The 20,989-nt window shown below is 41.2% G+C and carries 26 protein-coding genes; 2 read left to right on the top strand and 24 right to left on the bottom strand.

Going from position 1 to position 20,989, the window contains the following annotated elements; translation table 11 throughout:
• Window positions 1-6 precede the first annotated feature (6 nt).
• The 12 genes from spoVAE to BLU58_RS11385 form a co-directional block, all read right to left on the bottom strand.
• A complete protein-coding gene (spoVAE, locus tag BLU58_RS11440) occupies window positions 7-360 on the bottom strand; it encodes a stage V sporulation protein AE (protein WP_093292345.1) in 354 nt (117 codons plus the stop codon).
• Between the two features lie 18 nt (window positions 361-378).
• Window positions 379-810: a stage V sporulation protein AB gene (locus tag BLU58_RS11435; RefSeq protein ID WP_093292344.1), complete on the bottom strand. Its 432-nt coding sequence runs from the start codon at window positions 808-810 to the stop codon at window positions 379-381.
• The gene (locus tag BLU58_RS11430) at window positions 791-1,417 is read right to left on the bottom strand and encodes a stage V sporulation protein AA (protein ID WP_093292343.1); all 627 of its coding nucleotides are present in this window, start codon (window positions 1,415-1,417) and stop codon (window positions 791-793) included. Before BLU58_RS11430 ends, BLU58_RS11435 begins: the two co-directional genes overlap by 20 nt.
• Window positions 1,418-1,548: 131 nt before the next feature.
• Window positions 1,549-2,268: a polysaccharide deacetylase family protein gene (locus BLU58_RS11425; protein ID WP_176786632.1), complete on the bottom strand. Its 720-nt coding sequence runs from the start codon at window positions 2,266-2,268 to the stop codon at window positions 1,549-1,551.
• A 130-nt stretch (window positions 2,269-2,398) separates the two neighbouring features.
• Entirely contained in the window at window positions 2,399-3,160 is a 762-nt protein-coding gene (sigF, locus tag BLU58_RS11420; RefSeq protein ID WP_093292341.1) for an RNA polymerase sporulation sigma factor SigF, read from the bottom strand.
• 10 nt (window positions 3,161-3,170) lie between these two features.
• Window positions 3,171-3,632, bottom strand: a complete 462-nt coding sequence (gene spoIIAB, locus BLU58_RS11415) for an anti-sigma F factor (protein WP_304442034.1) — start codon at window positions 3,630-3,632, stop codon at window positions 3,171-3,173.
• Window positions 3,629-3,982 (bottom strand): anti-sigma F factor antagonist, encoded by a 354-nt coding sequence (gene spoIIAA, locus BLU58_RS11410; RefSeq protein WP_093292340.1) that lies wholly within the window; start codon window positions 3,980-3,982, stop codon window positions 3,629-3,631. The genes spoIIAB and spoIIAA overlap by 4 nt, the downstream gene beginning before the upstream one ends.
• Window positions 3,983-4,104: 122 nt before the next feature.
• Window positions 4,105-5,265 carry a D-alanyl-D-alanine carboxypeptidase family protein gene (locus BLU58_RS11405; RefSeq protein WP_093292339.1) on the bottom strand — a complete coding sequence of 387 codons (1,161 nt, stop codon included), beginning with the start codon at window positions 5,263-5,265 and terminating at the stop codon, window positions 4,105-4,107.
• Between the two features lie 64 nt (window positions 5,266-5,329).
• Window positions 5,330-6,100 carry an IucA/IucC family C-terminal-domain containing protein gene (locus BLU58_RS11400; RefSeq protein ID WP_093292338.1) on the bottom strand — a complete coding sequence of 257 codons (771 nt, stop codon included), beginning with the start codon at window positions 6,098-6,100 and terminating at the stop codon, window positions 5,330-5,332.
• A gap of 2 nt (window positions 6,101-6,102) precedes the next feature.
• Window positions 6,103-6,909 carry an ABC transporter ATP-binding protein gene (locus tag BLU58_RS11395; RefSeq protein ID WP_093292337.1) on the bottom strand — a complete coding sequence of 269 codons (807 nt, stop codon included), beginning with the start codon at window positions 6,907-6,909 and terminating at the stop codon, window positions 6,103-6,105.
• Window positions 6,910-6,951: 42 nt separating this feature from the next.
• On the bottom strand, window positions 6,952-8,019 hold the full coding sequence (locus BLU58_RS11390) for a FecCD family ABC transporter permease (protein WP_093292336.1): 1,068 nt from the start codon (window positions 8,017-8,019) through the stop codon (window positions 6,952-6,954).
• Entirely contained in the window at window positions 8,016-9,020 is a 1,005-nt protein-coding gene (locus BLU58_RS11385) for a FecCD family ABC transporter permease (RefSeq protein WP_093292335.1), read from the bottom strand. Before BLU58_RS11385 ends, BLU58_RS11390 begins: the two co-directional genes overlap by 4 nt.
• Before the next feature lie 165 nt (window positions 9,021-9,185).
• On the opposite strand from BLU58_RS11385, the gene BLU58_RS11380 reads away from it, so the two are divergent.
• Window positions 9,186-10,136, top strand: a complete 951-nt coding sequence (locus BLU58_RS11380; RefSeq protein ID WP_093292422.1) for an ABC transporter substrate-binding protein — start codon at window positions 9,186-9,188, stop codon at window positions 10,134-10,136.
• Window positions 10,137-10,317: 181 nt separating this feature from the next.
• On the opposite strand, the gene BLU58_RS11375 is transcribed toward BLU58_RS11380, so the two are convergent.
• From BLU58_RS11375 to BLU58_RS11320, 12 genes are all read right to left on the bottom strand, one after another.
• Window positions 10,318-11,094, bottom strand: coding sequence for a hypothetical protein (locus BLU58_RS11375; RefSeq protein WP_093292334.1), 777 nt, complete (start codon window positions 11,092-11,094; stop codon window positions 10,318-10,320).
• Between the two features lie 29 nt (window positions 11,095-11,123).
• Complete coding sequence (locus BLU58_RS11370) at window positions 11,124-11,930, bottom strand: TylF/MycF family methyltransferase (RefSeq protein ID WP_093292421.1); 807 nt, start codon at window positions 11,928-11,930, stop codon at window positions 11,124-11,126.
• 231 nt (window positions 11,931-12,161) lie between these two features.
• Window positions 12,162-13,490, bottom strand: coding sequence for a pyrimidine-nucleoside phosphorylase (locus BLU58_RS11365; protein ID WP_093292333.1), 1,329 nt, complete (start codon window positions 13,488-13,490; stop codon window positions 12,162-12,164).
• A 4-nt stretch (window positions 13,491-13,494) separates the two neighbouring features.
• Window positions 13,495-14,313 (bottom strand): purine-nucleoside phosphorylase, encoded by an 819-nt coding sequence (locus BLU58_RS11360; RefSeq protein WP_093292332.1) that lies wholly within the window; start codon window positions 14,311-14,313, stop codon window positions 13,495-13,497.
• A 25-nt stretch (window positions 14,314-14,338) separates the two neighbouring features.
• Window positions 14,339-15,160 (bottom strand): purine-nucleoside phosphorylase, encoded by an 822-nt coding sequence (locus tag BLU58_RS11355; protein WP_093292331.1) that lies wholly within the window; start codon window positions 15,158-15,160, stop codon window positions 14,339-14,341.
• 32 nt (window positions 15,161-15,192) lie between these two features.
• Window positions 15,193-16,368 (bottom strand): phosphopentomutase, encoded by a 1,176-nt coding sequence (gene deoB / locus BLU58_RS11350; protein ID WP_093292330.1) that lies wholly within the window; start codon window positions 16,366-16,368, stop codon window positions 15,193-15,195.
• 84 nt (window positions 16,369-16,452) lie between these two features.
• Window positions 16,453-16,698 carry a DUF4227 family protein gene (locus tag BLU58_RS11345; RefSeq protein ID WP_176786631.1) on the bottom strand — a complete coding sequence of 82 codons (246 nt, stop codon included), beginning with the start codon at window positions 16,696-16,698 and terminating at the stop codon, window positions 16,453-16,455.
• 59 nt (window positions 16,699-16,757) lie between these two features.
• Complete coding sequence (ald, locus tag BLU58_RS11340) at window positions 16,758-17,873, bottom strand: alanine dehydrogenase (protein WP_093292328.1); 1,116 nt, start codon at window positions 17,871-17,873, stop codon at window positions 16,758-16,760.
• 99 nt (window positions 17,874-17,972) lie between these two features.
• Entirely contained in the window at window positions 17,973-18,452 is a 480-nt protein-coding gene (locus BLU58_RS11335; protein WP_072330114.1) for a ferric iron uptake transcriptional regulator, read from the bottom strand.
• A 91-nt stretch (window positions 18,453-18,543) separates the two neighbouring features.
• Complete coding sequence (gene spoIIM, locus BLU58_RS11330; protein ID WP_093292327.1) at window positions 18,544-19,212, bottom strand: stage II sporulation protein M; 669 nt, start codon at window positions 19,210-19,212, stop codon at window positions 18,544-18,546.
• 164 nt (window positions 19,213-19,376) lie between these two features.
• Window positions 19,377-19,931 carry a hypothetical protein gene (locus BLU58_RS11325; protein ID WP_093292326.1) on the bottom strand — a complete coding sequence of 185 codons (555 nt, stop codon included), beginning with the start codon at window positions 19,929-19,931 and terminating at the stop codon, window positions 19,377-19,379.
• Window positions 19,932-20,124: 193 nt separating this feature from the next.
• Entirely contained in the window at window positions 20,125-20,667 is a 543-nt protein-coding gene (locus tag BLU58_RS11320) for an NUDIX domain-containing protein (protein ID WP_093292325.1), read from the bottom strand.
• A 127-nt stretch (window positions 20,668-20,794) separates the two neighbouring features.
• On the opposite strand from BLU58_RS11320, the gene BLU58_RS11315 reads away from it, so the two are divergent.
• Window positions 20,795-20,977, top strand: coding sequence for a hypothetical protein (locus BLU58_RS11315; protein WP_093292324.1), 183 nt, complete (start codon window positions 20,795-20,797; stop codon window positions 20,975-20,977).
• Window positions 20,978-20,989 lie beyond the last annotated feature (12 nt).

Genomic DNA, 20,989 nt, shown 5'->3' with positions numbered 1-20,989 from the left:
CTATCGTTACCCTTTCGGTTTAAAAATAAGGGCAGTTAAACAAGCAAATACGATCGCCGCCGTAATACCTGCACTTGTGATTGAAAACATGCCTGATAATAATCCTGCTATCCCATTTTCTTGCATATGTTTAACCGTACCGTGAACAAGTGCATTACCGAAACTGGTAATGGGTACTGTGGCCCCTGCTCCCGCAAATTTAATAAGCGGTTCGTACAAGCCGATTCCATCTAGTACAGCCCCCGTAACCACTAATAATGTCATTACATGTGCTTGGGTAAGTGGCGTTAAATCAATTAATAATTGTCCAATTACACAAATTAAGCCTCCCACTATAAAAGCAGTCAGAAACGTCCCCACTTGATTTCATCCTTTCCATTACCAGATTTTAAAATAGGTCCACTGCAACAGAGAGCCGATTACTTTTCCGAGCGACATGGCCATCAAGAACATCAACAGTGATTCCTTCATCCCCATACGTTTCACGAGAATCGGGAATACATTTAATGCTTCGGTCAATGCAGCTGCTAACATTCCAACAAAAATTCCCATGAAAGCCCCTAGTGGCAGGATGATCCACATCGGAATTCCAAGCGTCATATTTCTCAAATCGAGCCATGTGAAGACTAATGTACCTGTAATAATAGCTCCCTCATACCAATGGATTGAAGACTTCGAACGAGTAAGATGGGTAAGGCGAGGCACGATATCTAGTACAGCAATAAAAGCGACAAATCCACTCCCTACTGCAAAGCCACCAGCCAAACCGAAAAAGACGAGAATGAGACCATCAATGAGTTGTTGGATCATGTGAGTCCCCTTCTGTACGAACCTTTTCGTGTTCGATGACGTACTGATCGATTGTCTCTTGATATAGATACATTTCCAACTCCATCGGACTTGGCTCCTCATTGAAGCGGCGTTTAAATACATGATTGAAGAAAAGGACCATTCCTACTCCGATCCCAAGCGAATAAGGAATCTGCAACCATAAAGATCCATCTACCTGATCACCCGTGACAAGAAAATAGATCCGGTCATGCACCTTCTTCATACTAACATCTGTATGGAAGTTCATAATAGCTAATCCAGAACCAGTAAATAGAAAAATCCACGTTAAAAAAACGAACAGTTTCCTACGTAGACGTGGCTCTGGAGATCGCTCGATGATGGAATGAACGGGCCCGATCATCTGAATCTGTAGATGCGGAAATGCATGTTTTACCACACGTAGCACATGAATCGCTTCAATCACGGCATAAGTACCGTATTTGGGAGTAAGCTGGATAATCGGCATATGTTGTAGTTCCATTTGATCCCGATCCGCTACAACTTCTGCTATATCCTGCAACAAAATCCGTTGCTCCATCTGTGCTTTTATTTTTTTCTTCAACTTGATATAAACGATTGATGCCACAAGTGTGCGACTCCTTTCACATTGTGGTTAAAAGTAGTATGTGCAAAAAAATAAATTTCAGTGAAAATCACAACAAATAAAGCTCTTACTTTGTGTATCACTTCAAAGTAAGAGCCTTTTTATATGAAATCTTATATCCCTTGAGGAGTACGAAACATTTGGGAGATGGTAACCAATCGAGTTCCATTTGACTTTAATATGGGAATCAGTTGCTCTAGAGCTTCAACTGAGCCTTGTAATTTCATTGGATACATAGAATGTTGTAAGATAATAGCTCCCGGTGTAGTAGAATCTAATGCTCTTGACAAAACTTCTTCTTTGCTTAATCCTTTCCAGTCTAATGTATCCACATTCCATTGTGTCACGAGGTATTTTTTATCGCTTGCCCATTTTACTTGTTTTTCACTGAGGGAACCATAAGGTGGCCGAAATGCTTTCGGTGTATATCCGACTAGATTACGTATCAGTCTTCCCGTTTTTTCAATTTGTTCATGATATTCCTTATCAGGTAGTTTTTTTAAATTTGCATGGTCATAGCTATGATTCCCAATTTGGTGGCCTTCTCTTGCAATTCGTTTTACTACTTCTGGGTATTTTTCTACATTATTTCCGACCAAAAAGAAAGTTGCCTTAGCTCGATATTTTTTTAGAATATCTAATACCTTTGGAGTATAGACCTCATCTGGTCCATCATCAAATGTAAGAGCAATCGCATTTTGATTATAGGGACCACTATACACATAAGAATATTTTTCTACCCAAGAAAACGGCTGTTCATTTTGCGTTATATTTGGGATAAAATCAGTTCTTTTCCAAGGATAGAGAAGTTGAGCGATACTCGAACGAGACAAAGAAACACATCCTTTCACATTACTAGGGATGTATTACCTTTATGAGTAAAACACTGATTTGCTATAGTTAAAAGCCCAAATCAAGAAAAAAAAGGAGCAATCCCGTAACAGGATACTCCTTCACAAGGAATTAATTAATTTGTGATAAATCTTCTTTCATCCGGGCAATGATTTTTTTCTCTAGCCTAGAAACTTGAACCTGAGATATACCTAACCTTTCGGCTACTTCCGATTGTGTTTGATCCTTAAAATACCGTAGGTACACGATTAATTGCTCTCGTTCTGATAAACGATCAATCGCATCATGTAACACCAGCTTATCAAACCAAAATTTTTCGCTATCATCCGCAATTTGATCCATCAATGTAATCGGATCGCCATCGTTTTCATATACCGTCTCATGAATCGAAGTAGGGGCACGGTTTGCTTCTTGTGCGAAAACGATCTCTTCCGGCTCAATTCCAATCTCTTTCGCAATCTCATGTAATGTGGGCAGTCGATTTAGACGTTTCGATAACTCATCCTTGGTTTTTCGTACTTTATTAGCCAATTCTTTCAAACTACGACTTACTTTTACCATCCCATCATCTCGAAGGAATCGTTGAATCTCTCCGATAATCATCGGGACCGCATAGGTGGAGAACTTCACATCATAACTGAGATCAAATTTATCTACCGCTTTTAGTAATCCAATGCTTCCTATTTGAAACAAGTCCTCTGCTTCATAACCTCGATTTAAGAAACGTTGCACCACGGACCAAACTAATCGAATATTATGACTCACTAACCGATCTCGAGCCAACAGGTCCCCTTGCTGGCTGAGTAAAATGAGCTCTTTGACTTCGGCATCCGACAAATGATTATGACGTTCTTTACGCACTTCCGCATCCATATTGCTTCCCTCAATTCACTAACGATTGCTGAGATTGCGGAGTAAGCTGTTTAACTAGCTGAATGGTCGTACCTTCTCCTAGTTTGGAGTGAATCATCACCTCGTCCATGAAATTCTCCATGATCGTAAAACCCATACCCGATCGCTCCAATTCGGGTTTCGATGTATAGAGAGGCTGCCGTGCTTCCGCTACATCTTCAATTCCTAAACCATAATCCGTAATTTGCACACAAATCTTAGTACCTTCAATCTCGGTGCGAATTAAGATTACACCTTCTGGATCTTCCTCATACCCATGAATGACTGAGTTTGTGACCGCTTCACTCACGACTGTTTTGATATCTGTCAAGTCCTCTATAGTAGGATCTAACTGCGATAGAAAAGCGGCAACCGCTACTCGAGCAAATGATTCATTCTCTGATCGAGCATTAAAACATAATTCCATAAAGTTTGTATGTACTGGTTTAATCATGACGCCACCCCACATGCAGAAACTGCACTGCTTTCATCTTGAAACATTTGAAGAATCTTAAACAACCCTGACATCTCCATGATTCGCTCAATCGACGGTTGTACAGAGCAGATCGTCATCTTACCCCCCATTTGCGTCACTCGTTTATAGCGACCGAGGATCACTCCTAAACCAGAGCTATCCATAAATTCGAGCTTCTCCAAATTTAATACAAGATGAGTGACCCATTCGTGATTTAGCTCTTCCTCAATCACTTTACGAACATGAGCCGCCGTATGATGATCTAATTCTCCATCGAGACGAGCAACTAGCACATTCTTTGAACGTTTTACATCTAAATGTAAAGCCAACTGAACCCCTCCTTCTCATTCAGGTGCTTCTCTTCTGTATGATGTTTTCTTCAAATAATTCCCATATCCTGCTATAAAACCAAAAAAGGAAGCTAGCTTTCTGGCTAGCTTCCTTCAAGAAGTTACTTAAAGATGTCCGTAAACACTTTTTGAATCGCGTTCCAAAGGCTAGCTTCTTGGATGTCCCTCGAACTTGTTATCTCGAGATGAGTTACGACTTTTCCTTCTTTATTCGTAAAGTCGATTGTCCCGATCGTCTCCCCTTGCTTAATCGGAGCTTTTAACTCTTTAAAATGAACTACCTTTTTATACTGCTTCGGATCTTCGCCCTTCTTCATCAGAATCGACATCGAGTGATGCGCACGAATTAACATCTCTTCAGGTTCGCCTTTATCCACTTCAACTTTGGCTATAAGATCCCCTTTTTTGTAGAAAGTGTAGTTGGTGTACTGACTAAACGCATAATCTAACATCTTGGAGACTTCTTGGTTTCGCATTTTCGAGTCAGGTTCACCGAGAACTACCGAAATGACACGGAAGTTATCCCGTTTCGCAGTTGCAGTTAAGCAAAAACGTGCCTCAGTGGTAAAACCTGTTTTCAGACCATCTAGCCCTTGATAAAAACGAACCAATTTATTCGTATTTACGAGCCAAAATGGCTTCTTCGAATCTTGTCGCAAGTAGTCCTGATACATACTCGTATACTTAGTTATCTCAGGATATTTTAATAGCTCTCGAGAAAGCAAAGCAATATCATATGCAGAAGAATAGTGATCTGCTACAGGTAAACCATTTGGATTTTGAAACTTGGTATCCTTTAATCCTAACTGCACAGCGCGTTTGTTCATCATCGCAACAAAGTTATCCTCTGTCCCTCCGATATGCTCGGCTAAAGCAACTGAAGCATCATTTGCCGAACCGATGGCCACTCCTTTTAATAAATCATGAACGGTCATCGATTCACCTGGTTCTAAGAAAATCTGAGAGCCACCTTTTGACGAGGCATTTTCTGAAACCGTGACTGAATCAGTTAGCTTCAACTTCTTCTGTTCAATTGATTCCATCACCAGAAGCATCGTCATCACCTTCGTAATACTCGCAGGCGGTAGTTTTTCATGACTATTCTTCTCATAAATGATCGTTCCTGTATCCGCGTCCATCAATACAGCTGATTTCGCATTAGGTGCTAGATCTAGTTCTGCCGCATGTATGATAGCTCGTGGCACAAATAAAGAGAGTACAAAGATTGAAATAAAAACAGAGATACTGATCCGTTTCAGCATCTAGCATTCCTCCTATCGTCCTAATGAGCATAGTGTCTCTCAGACAAACAGGAAGTATGCGAAATCAGTTAGAAGATGATCCACGAGCACTACAATTTACAGGGCAAGTCTTGCAATGCTGAGGTCGTAGGGAAGTTAAATAGGCTAGGCAACATGTTTTACGGTTATGGGTAAAAGCTTCTTGCGAAAAAGCGATAAATGGATTCGTTCCTTTTTGATCAAGAGATAAGGTAGGATCGGAAATGAGTGCTTGATAATCTTCCTCAATCTGTCTTTTACATTCTACAGAGTAAGCCTCGCTCCGCATAGTCTGATACATCCATTTTATATAGACAAATACATTTTCCCATAGTGTGATTTCCGAAATGTTGACGGAACATCGTATTCCATTCACCCATGGTGCAAAATGTTGTTGAAACATCCAACGAAATAACTCTGTTCGCTCAGAAGAACGATTCTCTACAAGTACTTCTTGTATCTCAGATAGGTCCATAACAATACTGGGGACCCATAATGAATCTGATTCAAGAGGGGTTAACAATGACACATTCCAAGTTGATCCTGTTACTCTCTTTTGATAAAGCGAAAATAACGCTAACGGAATCAAGAAGGCGAAGCTAATTCTCTTCACCAACATGGAGCTAGCTACTGATAGATTAGCTGTTCCAAGAAGGTCTTTGATTTGGCGTAACACTTGTTCTCTGGGCTTCTCTTCAAGTAAATCGCTCAACGGAAAGCTCCATCCCTGAGCTTCACTTTGTAGCTCACTCCAAGAACGCGGATCAAGGCGAAATCGAGTTTGTAACAAGTTAAGCTCTTCCACCATCATGGACATGTCTACCCCTCCTTTCTAGCAACGTTTCTCCCTTTCCCGTGCGGGATTAATAAAGGGGTCCCAAAGATGGGGTCCGAAATAATCTTACAATCCATTTGAAATACATCTTGTACCAAGCTAGGCGACATAATCTCTTCTGGTGATCCTTGTGCATAAATCTCTCCACATTTGACCGCAATCAGATGATCCGCATATCGACAGGCTAAATTAAGATCATGTAGAACCATCAAAATAGTACGGTTCTCTTGGCGATTTAACGTAAATAATAAGTCCAGAATGTCTACCTGATGTGTTAGATCTAAGTATGTCGTTGGCTCATCTAACAATAGAATATCTGGATTTTGTGCAAGGGTCATAGCAATCCAAGCACGTTGCCTCTGTCCACCTGATAACGAATCAACGTCCTGATCTCGTAATTCATCTAGCCCCGTCGCTTGAAGTGCCTTGTTTACAAGTTCCTCATCTTCCGTAGACCACTGACGCAGCATGCTTTGATAAGGAAATCTCCCTTGTTTCACTAGTTGTAATACCGTTAATCCCTCAGGAGCAACAGGGCCTTGGGGCAAAATCGCTAACTGTTTCGCGATCTCCTTCGTGGACATTTTTGAAATCGTCTGTCCTTCCAATAAGATGGTTCCGGCTTTTGGTTTTAGTAGCCGAGCCATAGAGCGTAGTAGAGTTGATTTTCCGCATCCATTACAGCCGATTAATACCGTAATCTTCCCCTTTGGAATCTCAACATCCAATCCATCGATAATCACTTGCTCTCCATATGCCAATTTTAATTGACTTGTCTCTACTGCAATCATAACGTTAATCATCTCCTTCCTTTCATGCATGGATCATCACCGTTAGACTCGTTCTCGAATTAATAAATAGATAAAATAAGGGGCTCCTAAAATCGAGATAAACACACCTGCTGGCACTTCCAATGGTAGGAAGAAAGTCCGGCCAATCGTATCGGCAAGCAACACGAGGAACCCTCCAATTAAGGCTGAAATAGGCAAAAGAGCACCATAATTCGAACCGACCAATCTACGGGCGATATGGGGTGCCATGAGACCGATAAAACTAATTCCTCCACCATAAGCAACCGCCACCCCAGCTGTTAATGTACTCAAAGTAAGTAACCATAATCTTTGTTTTGAGACCTGACTACCTAAACCAACCGCGATTTCTTCGCCAAAAGCTTGAACATTTAATGGACGAACAGAAAAGAAAGTACATAAAAAGAGTAAAAGTGCGATTGGGACTAATATCGATACATGATCCCAATTTGTTCCATATACTGAACCAGTAATCCACACATTTGCTTGGCTTGCGCGGTAAATGACACTTTTCACCATGAACAAAGTCGTCAGCGCTTTCATCAGTGCCCAAACGCCAATCCCCATTAACACAAGACGCATAGGTGATAAGCCATTTTTCCAAGCAAGACTATATAAAATGAGGGCTGCAATGATAGCCCCACATATCGCAATCAATGGAAGCCAATGAATACTCACCAATAGAGCATTCGTCTTAGGATTGCTAAACATTCCTAAAAACATAACAACCGCCACACTCGCCCCACCTGTAATCCCTAATAAATCAGGAGAAGCAAGCGGATTTCGCACAATCCCCTGCAAAATAGAGCCTGAAATAGCGAGTAACATTCCGACCAAAATCGCTACAATCATTCGGGGTAGCCGAAACGATTCTACAACTAGCTTCGAAAATGCATTCGCATCCATACCGAATATGACTTTACCCACCTCAATCGGGTTCACATATACTTCTCCTGCTCCTGCAGACAGGAGAAACGTTACTATCAAAAGAACTAGAAAAATCGTAATCATCCAAAATGAACGCTTTTCAAATAGAAGTGAAACTTGTTCTGCTCTCCCTCTACGTATTATCAACCATCGCTTCGTTTTCATGCCTTTCCGACTCCCCTACGTGCTACTGCTAAGAAAAAAGGGATTCCGATCAATGCTGTCATCACACCTACAGGTACCTCTTCTGGCATCATGACAAATCGAGCCGCTATATCAGCCAACACGAGGACAATCCCTCCGATCGTTATGCTAAAAGGAACTAACCAACGATAATCATTACCCACTAATCCTTTGGCAATATGAGGAACCATCACCCCAATAAAGCTAATAGGGCCTGCTACCGATACAGCACTTCCTGCTAGAAGAACGATCGAAACGAGTCCAAGCAATTTTACTAACCACGTTTTCTGCCCTAAACCCGTTGCTACATCTTCTCCCATCTGTAACACATTAATCGATTTTCCTAAGAAAAGGGCAATGAGGAACCCCATCGTCAAATAGGGAACTACCAGTTGCAATAACTCTAATTTTCGCCCTTCAATCGAACCGGCTAACCAAAACATCACTTGATCGAGTGCCGACTCATCTAACACTAGCAACCCTTGCGTCATAGAGGCGAATAGCATCGCCGTTGCTGCTCCCGCTAATGTGATTTTTAAGGGAGACAATCCACCACTCCCGATAGAGCCCAATAAGTAAACAGAAAGTGAGGTCATCGCAGAACCCACTAATCCAATCCATAAAAACGCTTCCAATGACGTAACCGAGAACAGCATCATCGCAGCCACGATAAAGAAGCTAGCTCCCGCATTTACCCCGATAAAATCAGGGGAAGCCATCGGATTACGGGTAAGTGCTTGCATCAATGCACCCGCAACGGCTAATGCTCCCCCAATCGCGGCACCAATTAAAGCTCGTGGCAAGCGAACTTCTGTCACCACTAATTGATCAAAAACGCCAGTAGGATGTGAAAAAGCTTGAATAGCCGTTTGAATAGACGTATCTGTATAGCCAAGTAACACACTACCCAACATGCAAAAAATTAATAAAAAAATGGAAGTGATTAGTGCAAGCCATTTCCCCTGGTGTGTATGAATCTTCATTTCTTACTACATACTCCCCTCACATGATCACAAAGTTGTTTTTTAATAAGAATTATTTTCATTTATTTTGTTGACAGCTGCACTAAATATTGATTATGATTCTCATTGTAATTGAAAATCATTTTCAAATCAACGGAGGTAATCATACATATGTTTTCACGATTTATGAAGAGTCGCTCCCTTTTCATCTTAGCGAGCCTTCTTTTCCTCACATCTGCTCTTACTGCTTGCGGTAGTAAAACTACAACTGAATCTGGAAAATCAGACGGTCCTACTACTACAATCGAACATGCTATGGGCAAAACTGAAGTGAAAGGCACACCTAAAAAAGTTGTAATTCTTACTAACGAAGGAACAGAAGCCCTACTCGCTTTAGGAGTAAAGCCAGTTGGAGCTGTACAATCCTTTACAGGTAAGCCTTGGTACGATCATATTAAGGATCAAATGGAAGGCGTTAAAGTGGTTGGGTTAGAAAGTGAACCAAGTCTTGAAACCATCGCTTCTTTAAAGCCAGATTTAATTATAGGAAACAAAATGCGTCAGGAAAAAATATACGAACAACTAAAAGCAATTGCACCAACTGTCTTCTCCGAATCACTTCGGGGTGACTGGAAAGAAAACTTCAAATTCTATGCAAAGGTATTAAACAAAGAATCAGAGGGACAAAAAATTCTGACTCAATATGATGAAAAAATCTCCCAATTAAGAGGGAAACTCGGGGACAAGCTAAAAAATAAAGTTTCCATGGTTCGTTTCGTAACAGGTGACGTTCGCATCTACCACCTAGATTCTTTCTCTGGAGTGATCTTGAAAGATCTCGGATTTGCACGTCCTGAGTCACAAAATAAAAATGACTTAGCGGAACGTGGTGTAGGAAAAGAGCGCATCCCAGCTATGGATGGTGACTACCTATTCTATTTCACCTACGAAACAGGCGATAACAAAGCAACCGATCTCGAAAAAGAATGGCTAAAAGACCCACTCTTTCAAGGACTAAATGCAGTTAAAAACAAAAAAGCATTCAAAGTGAGTGACACGATCTGGAATACCGCTGGTGGCGTTCTGGCAGCAAACCTCATGGTTGACGATGTAGCCAAATTTTTTGAAGTAAAATAACGATGGATTCACTGGATGAAGTCTAGTTAGTTGTGTTTCAAAAAAGTAGTTCATGAGGAAAAGAAATTGCCTGATAGCATAGCTATCAGGCAATTGAAGTATCTGAACAAAAGGAAAAAAGATGCTTTATGATGAAAATGTTGGGCTTTTCTTCCTTCTATTGCACCAGCATCTCAAAATTCTAAATCTGGATTACTCTTACTTCTCCCCCATTTTTCTCATAAACAACAGGTTGAAACTCGGTTGGAATCCGCTCTTTAGGGAATGGTTGCACATAATGAACGGCAATCCCATATCCAGAATTGAATATATCTGCAAAGGTAACAGTATGATTGGTTAGAATCCAAAATTCTGGATCCAGGTGGTTAGAGCCAACACGAGGGGATAGCTTCTTGAGATAATCACTATTCGCCCACCACTTATTCCCCATATAACACGGTGGATAAGGATGTGAATAGATATAGATAGTTCCACAAACGTCCACTTTTTTTAGATAGTCCAAGCTCACTTGATGATGGTCAATTAATACGGTTTCCATCAAATTAACCCAGTCTTCTACACACGGTAAATGTTCCTTCCCATAATGTGTTATTCCTTTTGAATGGAGATATAGCACTTCCACATTATTTACGCTTGCACTACAGTAATCATGCAACCAATGCAAGGTGGGTCTTTCCCACTGTTGTTCTTCAGGAAGTATTCTAAATTGAACGGTATCATCATAATGACTCAAGGGCTCTATGATAAACTGTTGAATATATTCAGGGTCGTTTATATGGTCCGTCACAAAATTAATAAAAACAGCATCTAATTTTTGATATAAGCCAGATGAGCATAACCTCTTTAATTGTCCATATGTTATATCTGCCCAGTGGTTTAGAGTACGTGCATGAATAAAACAGACCCTTTTATGATCAGGATGGTTGATGCTTTGTTCTGGGGATAGATGAATAGCCAATTTCATTCCTCCATTTCCTGTGTAATCTACTACACGGTATGTGGTTTCAATACAGCCTTCGAACGTTCTTTTGTTTTTCTCCAATAAGCAGCTGAACAAGGTTCTTTACCAATTTTGATGATTGCATCATCTATACCGAATTGGTTTCGGAAATCGTGCACTGCACTTGCACAACAAGGCAGGATGTAGTCATCAATGATGATATATCCTCCCAAAGAAATTTTATCGTATAGATTACTCAAGCTGTCCCAAGTAGAGGAATACATATCTCCATCTAGTCTAGCTAGTGCTATTTTTTGAATAGGGGCTTTAGGCAAGGTATCTTTAAACCAACCTTTTAGAAAAGATACTTGATCATCTAATAAACTATATCTTTTGAAATTATCTATTACCGTTTCCAAAGATACTCTTAAAAAGTCATACATATGCCAGACTCCGCCTTGATCAACAGGGTAATTCGGATCAGGCAGTGGCAATCCTTCAAATGAATCAGCAACCCAAACAGTTCTATCTGTAATTCTATGAGCCTTTAAAAATCCTCTCATAAAAATACACGAACCACCTCTCCAAACCCCTGTTTCGATAAAATCTCCGGGAACGTTTTCACGGATTACTGACTCCAAGCATTGATGCAGGTGATTCATACGTTCCCTGCCAATCATACTATGAGCAATTGGTGGCCAATCTGAACCCGTTTCTCGCTTTTCTGGAACGGGATTGAACACATAATTATCTGAACTAGGGAAATTTCTTTCATGCTCAATCCAAATCTCAAATAAGATTGCTTTTTTTAACAATTCAAGATAAAGTTGTTCGGCAGATTGCTCGTTTCCCATATTTTCAATCACTCTTAACACTCTCCTTACAAACGTATATAACCATGATATGAAAAAGGGTAGAGAATATGTTTGTTTTTCTGTTTCTATCCAGATGGTCTAAAGAAGATGCTAGAATCGCTTATGATTTCATAGAAAAACCCCCTAATTGTTGAACACAAAAACCTACAATTAGGGGGTTTCGCGACTTTATCTTGTTATCTCGCTCGCTTTTGCTTCACCAAAACCCTACTATTTATATTTTTGCACACCATCTTCTGTCACAATGCAATGTACCAATGGCGGTGCTTGGACTTGCTCAGACCCAATCTGAATCGCTTGGCGTAGACGAGACTGTACCTCATCAAGATTATCTTTTTTATTCACATCCAAGGTAGCGATCACTTCCTTGTCAGAAACAGAATCGCCTACTTTTTTATGAAGCACAATACCTACAGCATAATCGATCACATCATCTTTGGTTTCACGGCCAGCACCTAATCTCATCGCACACAGACCCACTTCTTCAGCGAGAATACGTTGTACAAATCCAGATTGATTCGCTAGGAATTCGATTTTCTCTGCTGGTTGTGGAAGAAGTTCTGGATGATCCACGATCTCTGCATTTCCATGTTGTCCCTTGATAAACTCCCGGAATTTCGCAAGGGCACTACCGTCCTTCACCACACCTTCTAGCAAACCGCGTGCTTCTTCGGTTGTCTTCGCACGACCGGCAAGAATTAGCATTTGAGAACCGAGGACAAGCCCTAACTCGTGAAGATCTTCTGGACCTTCTCCTTTAAGGGTAGCAATGGCTTCTTCTACTTCAACGGCATTTCCGATCGCATAACCGAGTGGTTGGCTCATATCACTAATGACAGCGATTGTTTTTCGGCCTACTTGCTTCCCGATTGCCACCATCGCTTTTGCCAATTTAATCGCATCCGCCTCTTCTTTCATAAAGGCTCCATCGCCTGTTTTTACATCGAGAACGATAGCGTCTGCACCGGATGCAATCTTTTTACTCATAATAGAACTGGCAATCAAGGGAATGGAGTCAACCGTTCCTGTTACATCCCGGAGTGCATAAAGTTTCTTATCCGCAGGTGTTAAATTTGCCGTTTGGCCCACTACAGCTACGTTACTATTATTAACTAATCGAATAAACTCTTCAATATCGAGTTCCGTGGAAAATCCTTCGATCGCATCCAACTTATCGATTGTTCCACCTGTATGACCAAGCCCCCGTCCTGAAAGCTTTGCTACTGGAACCCCAGTAGCCGCTACAAGTGGAACAAGTGTTAAAGTAGTGGTATCTCCAACCCCACCAGTACTATGTTTATCTACTTTTATTCCATTAATCTTAGAAAGATCAACCTGTTCACCAGACTCGACCATTGCCATAGTAAGGTCTGCCGTTTCTCGGTCAGTCATTCCATTGAAAAAAACTGCCATGGTAAACGAAGACATCTGATAATCTGGGACATCTCCTGTAGAATAACCTTCTACAAGAAAACGAATTTCTTCCGTTGATAATTCATGTCCATCCCGCTTTTTACGAATGATTGAAACTGTGTCCATCCACTTACACCTCTTTTAAAATGCCCTGAACCAAATTCATAAAGATTGGTTTGGTACGATTCGCTACTTCTACTACTTGTTCATGTGTAAGCGGTTCAAGTGATTCCCCTATCGCCATGTCGGTAATACAAGTAATCCCTAGCACTTTCATTCCGGCATGACGAGCGACAATTACTTCTGGCACAGTTGACATTCCGATCGCATCTCCGCCCATATTACGTAGCATGATCAGCTCTGCTGGCGTCATATAAGTTGGGCCACTAATACCAGCGTACACACCTTGTTGAACAGTAACGCCTTGAGCAGCCGCTACACGCTTGGCTACCTGTACCAATTCCGGCGTGTAAGCAGTCGACATATCTGGAAAACGAGGACCTAGATCCGCGAAATTAGGGCCAATCAATGGATTAGAACCAGTCATATTAATATGATCCGTGATAATCATGAGATCTCCTGCATGGAAATCTGTATTCATTCCACCAGCAGCGTTGGTTACGAGTACCGTTTCGACTCCGAGTGCTTTCATCACACGCACAGGAAATGTTACATCTTGTTGGCTGTACCCCTCATAGAAATGAAAACGACCTTGCATCGCGATGACTTGCTTCCCTGCTAAAGTCCCTAACACTAGCTGCCCTGCATGACCTTCCACTGTAGATACGGGAAAATGTGGCACTTCATCATATTTGATTATAACTTTATTTTCTACCTTATCTGCAAGATCACCTAAGCCTGAACCGAGAATCAACCCAAATGGATAGGTTTGGTTTGTTTTGCTTGAGATAAACTCTTTCGCCTCTTGGATACGTTGGATCATATTCATCGTTGCACCTCGAAATGTAAGATTTTTAGATGTTGCGCAAGATTCCTTTTACCAGATTTATAAACTGGGATCTTACAAGCTCTGTTGTCTCCATAACCTCATCATGGGAGAGAGGTTGCTCTAAAATTCCTGCTGCCATGTTGCTAATGCAAGAGATTCCTAAGCAACGAATCCCAGCGTGACGAGCGACGATTACCTCAGGTACGGTTGACATCCCAATCGCATCTCCACCGAGAAAACGACACATGCGAATCTCTGCTGGCGTTTCATAAGTCGGGCCAAGAAGTCCGATATATACACCTTCTTGAAATTTCACTCCCTGCTCTGTGGCCACCCTGCGAGCAATTTCACGTAGTTCTGAGTCATATGCAGTCGACATATCCGGGAATCGTACTCCTTGCTCTGGATCATTTGGTCCGATCAATGGATTTTGGAACGTCATATTAATATGATCCTTGATGAGCATCAGGTCACCTGGTTGGTAGGACATATTTACTCCACCAGCCGCATTGGTTACGATGATCTTTTCGATTCCAAGCTCTTTCATCACCCGAATCGGGAAGGTTACGGATGTTAACGGATGCCCCTCATATAGATGGAAACGACCTGCCATAACTAATACTGGTTGATCTTCTAACGTACCTACCACTAGTTCTCCAGCATGCCCCTCAACCGTAGATTGTGGAAAATGAGGGATATCATTGTAAGGAAGCTTTACAGGATTCTCTACTTCTCCAGCAAGCACTCCTAAACCTGATCCTAAAATAAGTCCAATTTTGGGTTGAACTTGGATTTTGGATTGAATCCACTCTGTTGCTTCTCGGATATTGAATTGATTTTGACTCACGTCAGCACCGCCTATCTCAGAATATCGTTCATTTAAGGTAATTCTTTTAGAAAACTAGTTCCATAAGGAGAGGTTACTCCAAAGTTCTCAGCGATGGAAGCACCAATATCTGCAAACGTTTCACGAACCCCTAAATTTGTACCTTCTGTCATAGATGGACTGTATACGATAAGTGGCGTATACTCACGAGTATGATCGGTTCCGTGGAAGGTTGGATCGTTTCCATGATCAGCTGTGATGATCAGGAGGTCGTCTTCGCGCAGATTTGCGAGAATCTCAGGCAAACGAGCATCAAAATCTTCTAACGCCCGTCCGTATCCCTCCGGATCACGACGATGTCCAAATTTAGCATCAAAATCGACTAGATTGGCAAACGCGAGGCCGTGGAACTCCTGTTTCGCCACTGCTAATACCTGATCCACTCCATCCATATTGTCTTTCGTATGGATCGAGCGAACAATTCCTTCTCCGGCATAAATATCGGAGATTTTACCAATCGAGATTACTTCTTTACCAGCCTCTTGCAAATGATTCAAAACAGTCTTAATAGGTGGTTTCACAGAATAATCACGACGATTAGAAGTACGTGTAAAATTCCCTGGGCTTCCGACAAATGGACGTGCAATCACCCGTACTACGGAATACCTTTCATCTAATGTTAACTCTCTTGCTACTTCACAAATTTTATATAGCTCTTCTAGTGGCACGACTTCTTCATGCGCTGCAATCTGGAATACACTATCCGCAGAAGTGTAAACAATGACGGCACCTGTCTTCATGTGCTCTTCGCCAAACTCATCTAATACTTCTGTACCCGAGGCAGGTTTGTTACACAAAACTTTTCGTCCGACCCTTTGCTCAAACTCCTGAATCAATTCGCTCGGAAAGCCATCTGGATATGTTTTAAACGGGGTTTCTGTGATAATACCCATAAACTCCCAGTGTCCGGTGGTGGTATCTTTACCACGTGAAACTTCTTTCATCCGAGCATAGGCAGCTTGTGGGACATCGGCAGGTAGGATCCCTTCTACTGCTTCAATATTTCCAAGTCCTAACTTCGACATATTGGGCATAGCTAATCCATTTACATATTGTGCTATATGACCTAATGTATGAGCGCCGACATCATTATATAAATTGGCATCTGGTAATTCGCCAATTCCTACACTATCCAAGACAATGAGGAAGACACGATTGTATTTTCTCATGTCTAATCCCCCTCTCATATGTTATTGATAAAAAAAGAATCATCCTATTTTGTTAGGATGTTTACATAGAAAATCTTACTATTCTTATTCCCCAATCTCATAAAACCATAACAGGCGCTCTCGGACTAGTTCGGAAAAGGTCGCTTGTGATGTTTGTCTACCGTAGTCTGAAAATACCTTTACCGCATCACCGATTGGTTCTTTATAGATCGAATCTGGTTCAAACATCTCGGTAAAAAAGCTCATCACTTGATAGAGAAGAAGGGTAAATAAGACAAATAATAATAAAAACGTAAGCCATTGCTTGATCCGTCTGGTGGATATAATCATAAATAACTCGTCCCCCACCCATTTTTTATCAATGTATGGGTAGGGGAACCGATTTATTCTTATAAAACTTCCTCGAGAGGGGTGTAAGTCACATTCAAGCTCTCTGCAACTGCTTGATACGTGCATTTTCCTTGAATTGTGTTTACGCCAAGTGCCAATGGTTTACTCTCCACTAAAGCACGTTCTACACCTCTATTGGCGATCTGAAGTGCATAAGGGATTGTTACATTGGTGAGCGCGATAGTAGAAGTACGAGGTACCGCACCCGGCATGTTAGCCACTGAGTAATGAACCACTCCATGTTTTACATAAGTCGGATCACTATGTGTGGTTACACGGTCAATCGTTTCAATCGAGCCACCTTGGTCAATGGCAACGTCCACGATAACGGAACCTGGCTGCATTTGTTTTACCATTTCTTCGGTCACCAAACGAGGGGCACGGCGGCCTGGAATGAGTACCGCACCAATAAGTAGATCTGCTTTCTTAACTGCTTCTGCTAGGTTGTACGCGTTTGACATTACCGTTCGTAATTTCCCGTCAAATTGGTCATCTAGTTGACGAAGGCGGTCGGGATTCACATCGAGGATCGTTACATTTGCACCGAGACCCACAGCCATCTTCGCTGCATTGGTACCCACGATTCCTCCCCCTACGATTACGACTTCACCAGGAAGAACTCCCGGAACACCACCTAATAGCACTCCCTTTCCACCATGCGGCTTTTCTAAGAAAGAAGCACCAATTTGTACAGACATACGACCTGCTACTTCACTCATTGGAGTTAATAAAGGAAGAGATCTATTGTCTAATTGAATAGTTTCATACGCAATTGCCGTTACTTTCTTCTCCATGAGTGCCGCTGTTAACTCTGGCTCAGGAGCAAGATGGAGATATGTAAATAAAACTAATCCTTCACGGAAAAATCCGTACTCCGCAGGCTGTGGCTCTTTTACCTTTAAAATCATATCGGAGTTTGTCCAAACTTGTTCCGCACTCTCCATAATTTGTGCACCGTGTGAAGCATACACCTCATCAGTGAAACCGCTTCCCATTCCTGCATCCTTCTCTACCATAACCGAATGACCAGCCTTGATAAACGCATCGACGCCACCAGGGGTAATCGCAACCCGGTTCTCGTTGTTCTTAATTTCTCTAGGAATCCCTATTCTCATCAGTGAACCTCCTTCAGCATCAAACCTATCTTAACACTTTCTAATTGTACTTAAAACCTAAAAATCACCAAAAAGAAGTGAGAGCCATTATATAGCATCTCACGTTACTTTCGAACCTATTAATTTTTTTGGATCAATTACCTGCCCTTTACAACGATAACAAATTCCGTGGAACGTCAAACGGTGGTCCATAATGTGAAAATGGAACTCTCGCTCCACCTGCTGTTCAATAGGTCCTAGTAAATCTTCCATAATTTCATCGACAGAGCCACAATTTAAACACATTAAGTGATGATGGTGATGTTCAGCTCCCTCAGCACGAAACTCATATCGGGTTACACCATCACCAAAATTCAGCTTATGAATGATGTGAAGATCGCTAAGTAGTTCCAACGTACGATAAACTGTCGCAAGCCCAATCTCAGGTGCTTTGTCCTTCACCAACAGGTAAACATCCTCTGCGCTCAAATGGTCATCTTCATTTTCAAGTAAAACACGCACAGTCGCTTCCCGTTGGGGGGTTAGTTTATAATTGTGGGCGGATAATTGTTGTTTAATTTGATTTACTCGTTTTTCCACGTCCACACCCCCCTCAATCTACTCAACATTATATGAGAGATATGCGGGAAAAGTCAAACCAACTTAAAGAGATTATCAGATAATAATTACTTTAAACTAAAGGAAGAAGTGACACTATAGAAGCGATTTCGGGAAGCGACCCTCTCATGATCATCGGTGAAAGGTACGCCTCAACGAGAGAAGAAATCATCATGAGACAAGCCATCATAACAACCACTCCACAATAGGATACAAATTTAGGATATAGCGAACCACGATGCGCAATGATATGGTTTTTTACTAAATCGACAGAGAAATAAACCCCCGCCACTGAGACGATCATCATAGCAGGAATGACAAACAGATTGGTAGGAACAATGGAAACAAAGGCAAACCATAACCCAGTCCATGAAAACTGTTGAACAAGAAAGCCAACAGTAAAACCAATCACCATTCCCTTAAAGAATAAAAAGAGGCATAAAATCGGAATTCCGATAACCGATAAACCTAATAACCACATCAGACCAATCGTTTTTAAATGCTCTCCGATCGAATGTTGAAGGGCAATTTCGGAATCGGCAATACTCCCTCTCCCTAACTCTTTAAAAAAATGTCCCAAATAACTAGACAAACCCGTACGTTGCGCAGTAGTCAACATGTTCACGATCACTGCCCCAAACACAACACCTGTTAAAAATAAGACTATTACAAAAATATAGAGCGATTTTTGACTTTGTACATGTGCTTGAATCGCTTGACTCCAGTAATGTTTTCTCCCCATTAATCCGTCCTCCTCACTCTCTCAAAACAATTCTATGAGAGGAATAAGAGAGATATGATCCATTTACTAGATTCAATCTTGAACATGATGAATAAGGCAGAGAAGAACAAATTCGAATTATCTAATTTGCTCTTCTTATGGAAACCGGACTAATATTCTGTTTGTTATGAGGAAAAATAATAGTTATGTAACAAAGAGCCCGTATAATAAGTAAATGCAGCCGCAATCGAACTCATCAGCCCCGGTGCATCCATAGTCGGTGCCCATCCATATGTATGGACAATCTGCGCAAAAACAAAGGGAAAACCAACTGTAAAAAGCAAGACTACTTTAGCACACCAGCCACATAAAAATAAGTTTCTCCGGTACATCACACCTAAAAAAGCATTAATCGCAAAGATCGCCATGAGTACAAGCTCTAAACGAACATCTGCATATGCTTTTCCTAAAAACATAATTCCAAAAAAACAAGCAACGTATACTTGAATCAAAATCATCAAGATACTAATCCGTCTCGTATAAAGTTGATACTTGACCACAATGATATTATTTACAAGTACACAGCAACCTAATCCGACTACCACGGCTGCCCAAAAGTCCGACCAATCATAGATCGACGCTAGTAATACACCAAAGGTTAGCGGTAGTAAAAACAAAATCCAAGAGTACAGTGTATATCGAGTTGCTGTGAGAGGATTGTGTCCTTCTGTGTGATTCATCCACATCACCTCTTCTATTCCTAGTTGCAAATCATATTTAACAGAATAATTATATTATATCATCATTACTATAGAAAAGTTAAATGAATTTGGAGAATCGAAATAATTTTCTCCAAATCCATCTATGAAGTTATTGCTTGATTTTCCCATATGATTCCCCTTCACCTTCGACGAAATCTACCCTGCCTTTCCTTCATGATTCGTGTTGTTGATTCTGCCAAAACAAGATTGCCGCTACTGTCTTCGCATCACATATATCTCCACGAGAGATAGCCTGAACACATTCTGGAAGCGTCCACTCTACCCGTTCCACAAACTCATCTTCATCCAGATTTACTTGTCCTTTACTTAATTCATCTGCTTGGTAGAGATGAAGATACTCATCAGCAAAGCCCGGGGATGTATAGAATGAGACAAGATGCTTCCATTTCTCTGCACGATAGCCAGTCTCTTCTTCTAGTTCACGCTCTGCACAAACTTGTGGATCTTCACCATCCTCTCTCTTTCCTGCAGGGATTTCATAAATCGTTTTTTCTAGTGGCTTTCGAAATTGACGTACTAAAACGATACGGTCTTCTGGCGTAATAGCCACAACAGCTACCGCTCCAGGATGTTTTACAATTTCTCTGTTTGAAGTGTTTCCGTTTGGCAATTTAACTTGATCTACTTGGAGAGAAATGACTCTACCTTTAAAAATAGATTTCGTTGAAATCGTTTTCTCCTCTAAATTTCTCATGCCATCGCAACCTTTCGGTTTTCATATATTTCTCTATTATACACAAAAATATATTTCAAAAATGGTATATTTTCTTCTCTTTTGGCGTATCCCGTTAAGAAGAGACTTTTATTAAGGGTGCGAAAACATGGAGAAGAAAATATTTGCGAACGGCATCCGCCTATCCGGAACCGTACAAGAAATTCGGGATACGCTTCAGGAATGGGCCCATCTTCCGATCACTCTACAAGAATGGATCGAAGCTCATCATGCCGGGAGGCCCCATCTAATTCCAATTCGTTCAAAAAAAGGAACGAGAAAACCCAGCTAACTCACGATTAAG

The sequence above is a fragment of the Thermoactinomyces sp. DSM 45892 genome, from assembly GCF_900107305.1.
In the GTDB taxonomy this organism is placed as follows: Bacteria; Bacillota; Bacilli; order Thermoactinomycetales; family Thermoactinomycetaceae; genus Baia.
The sequence above is the reverse complement of the archived record's forward strand: the minus strand, read 5'-3'. Positions and strand labels throughout refer to the sequence as shown.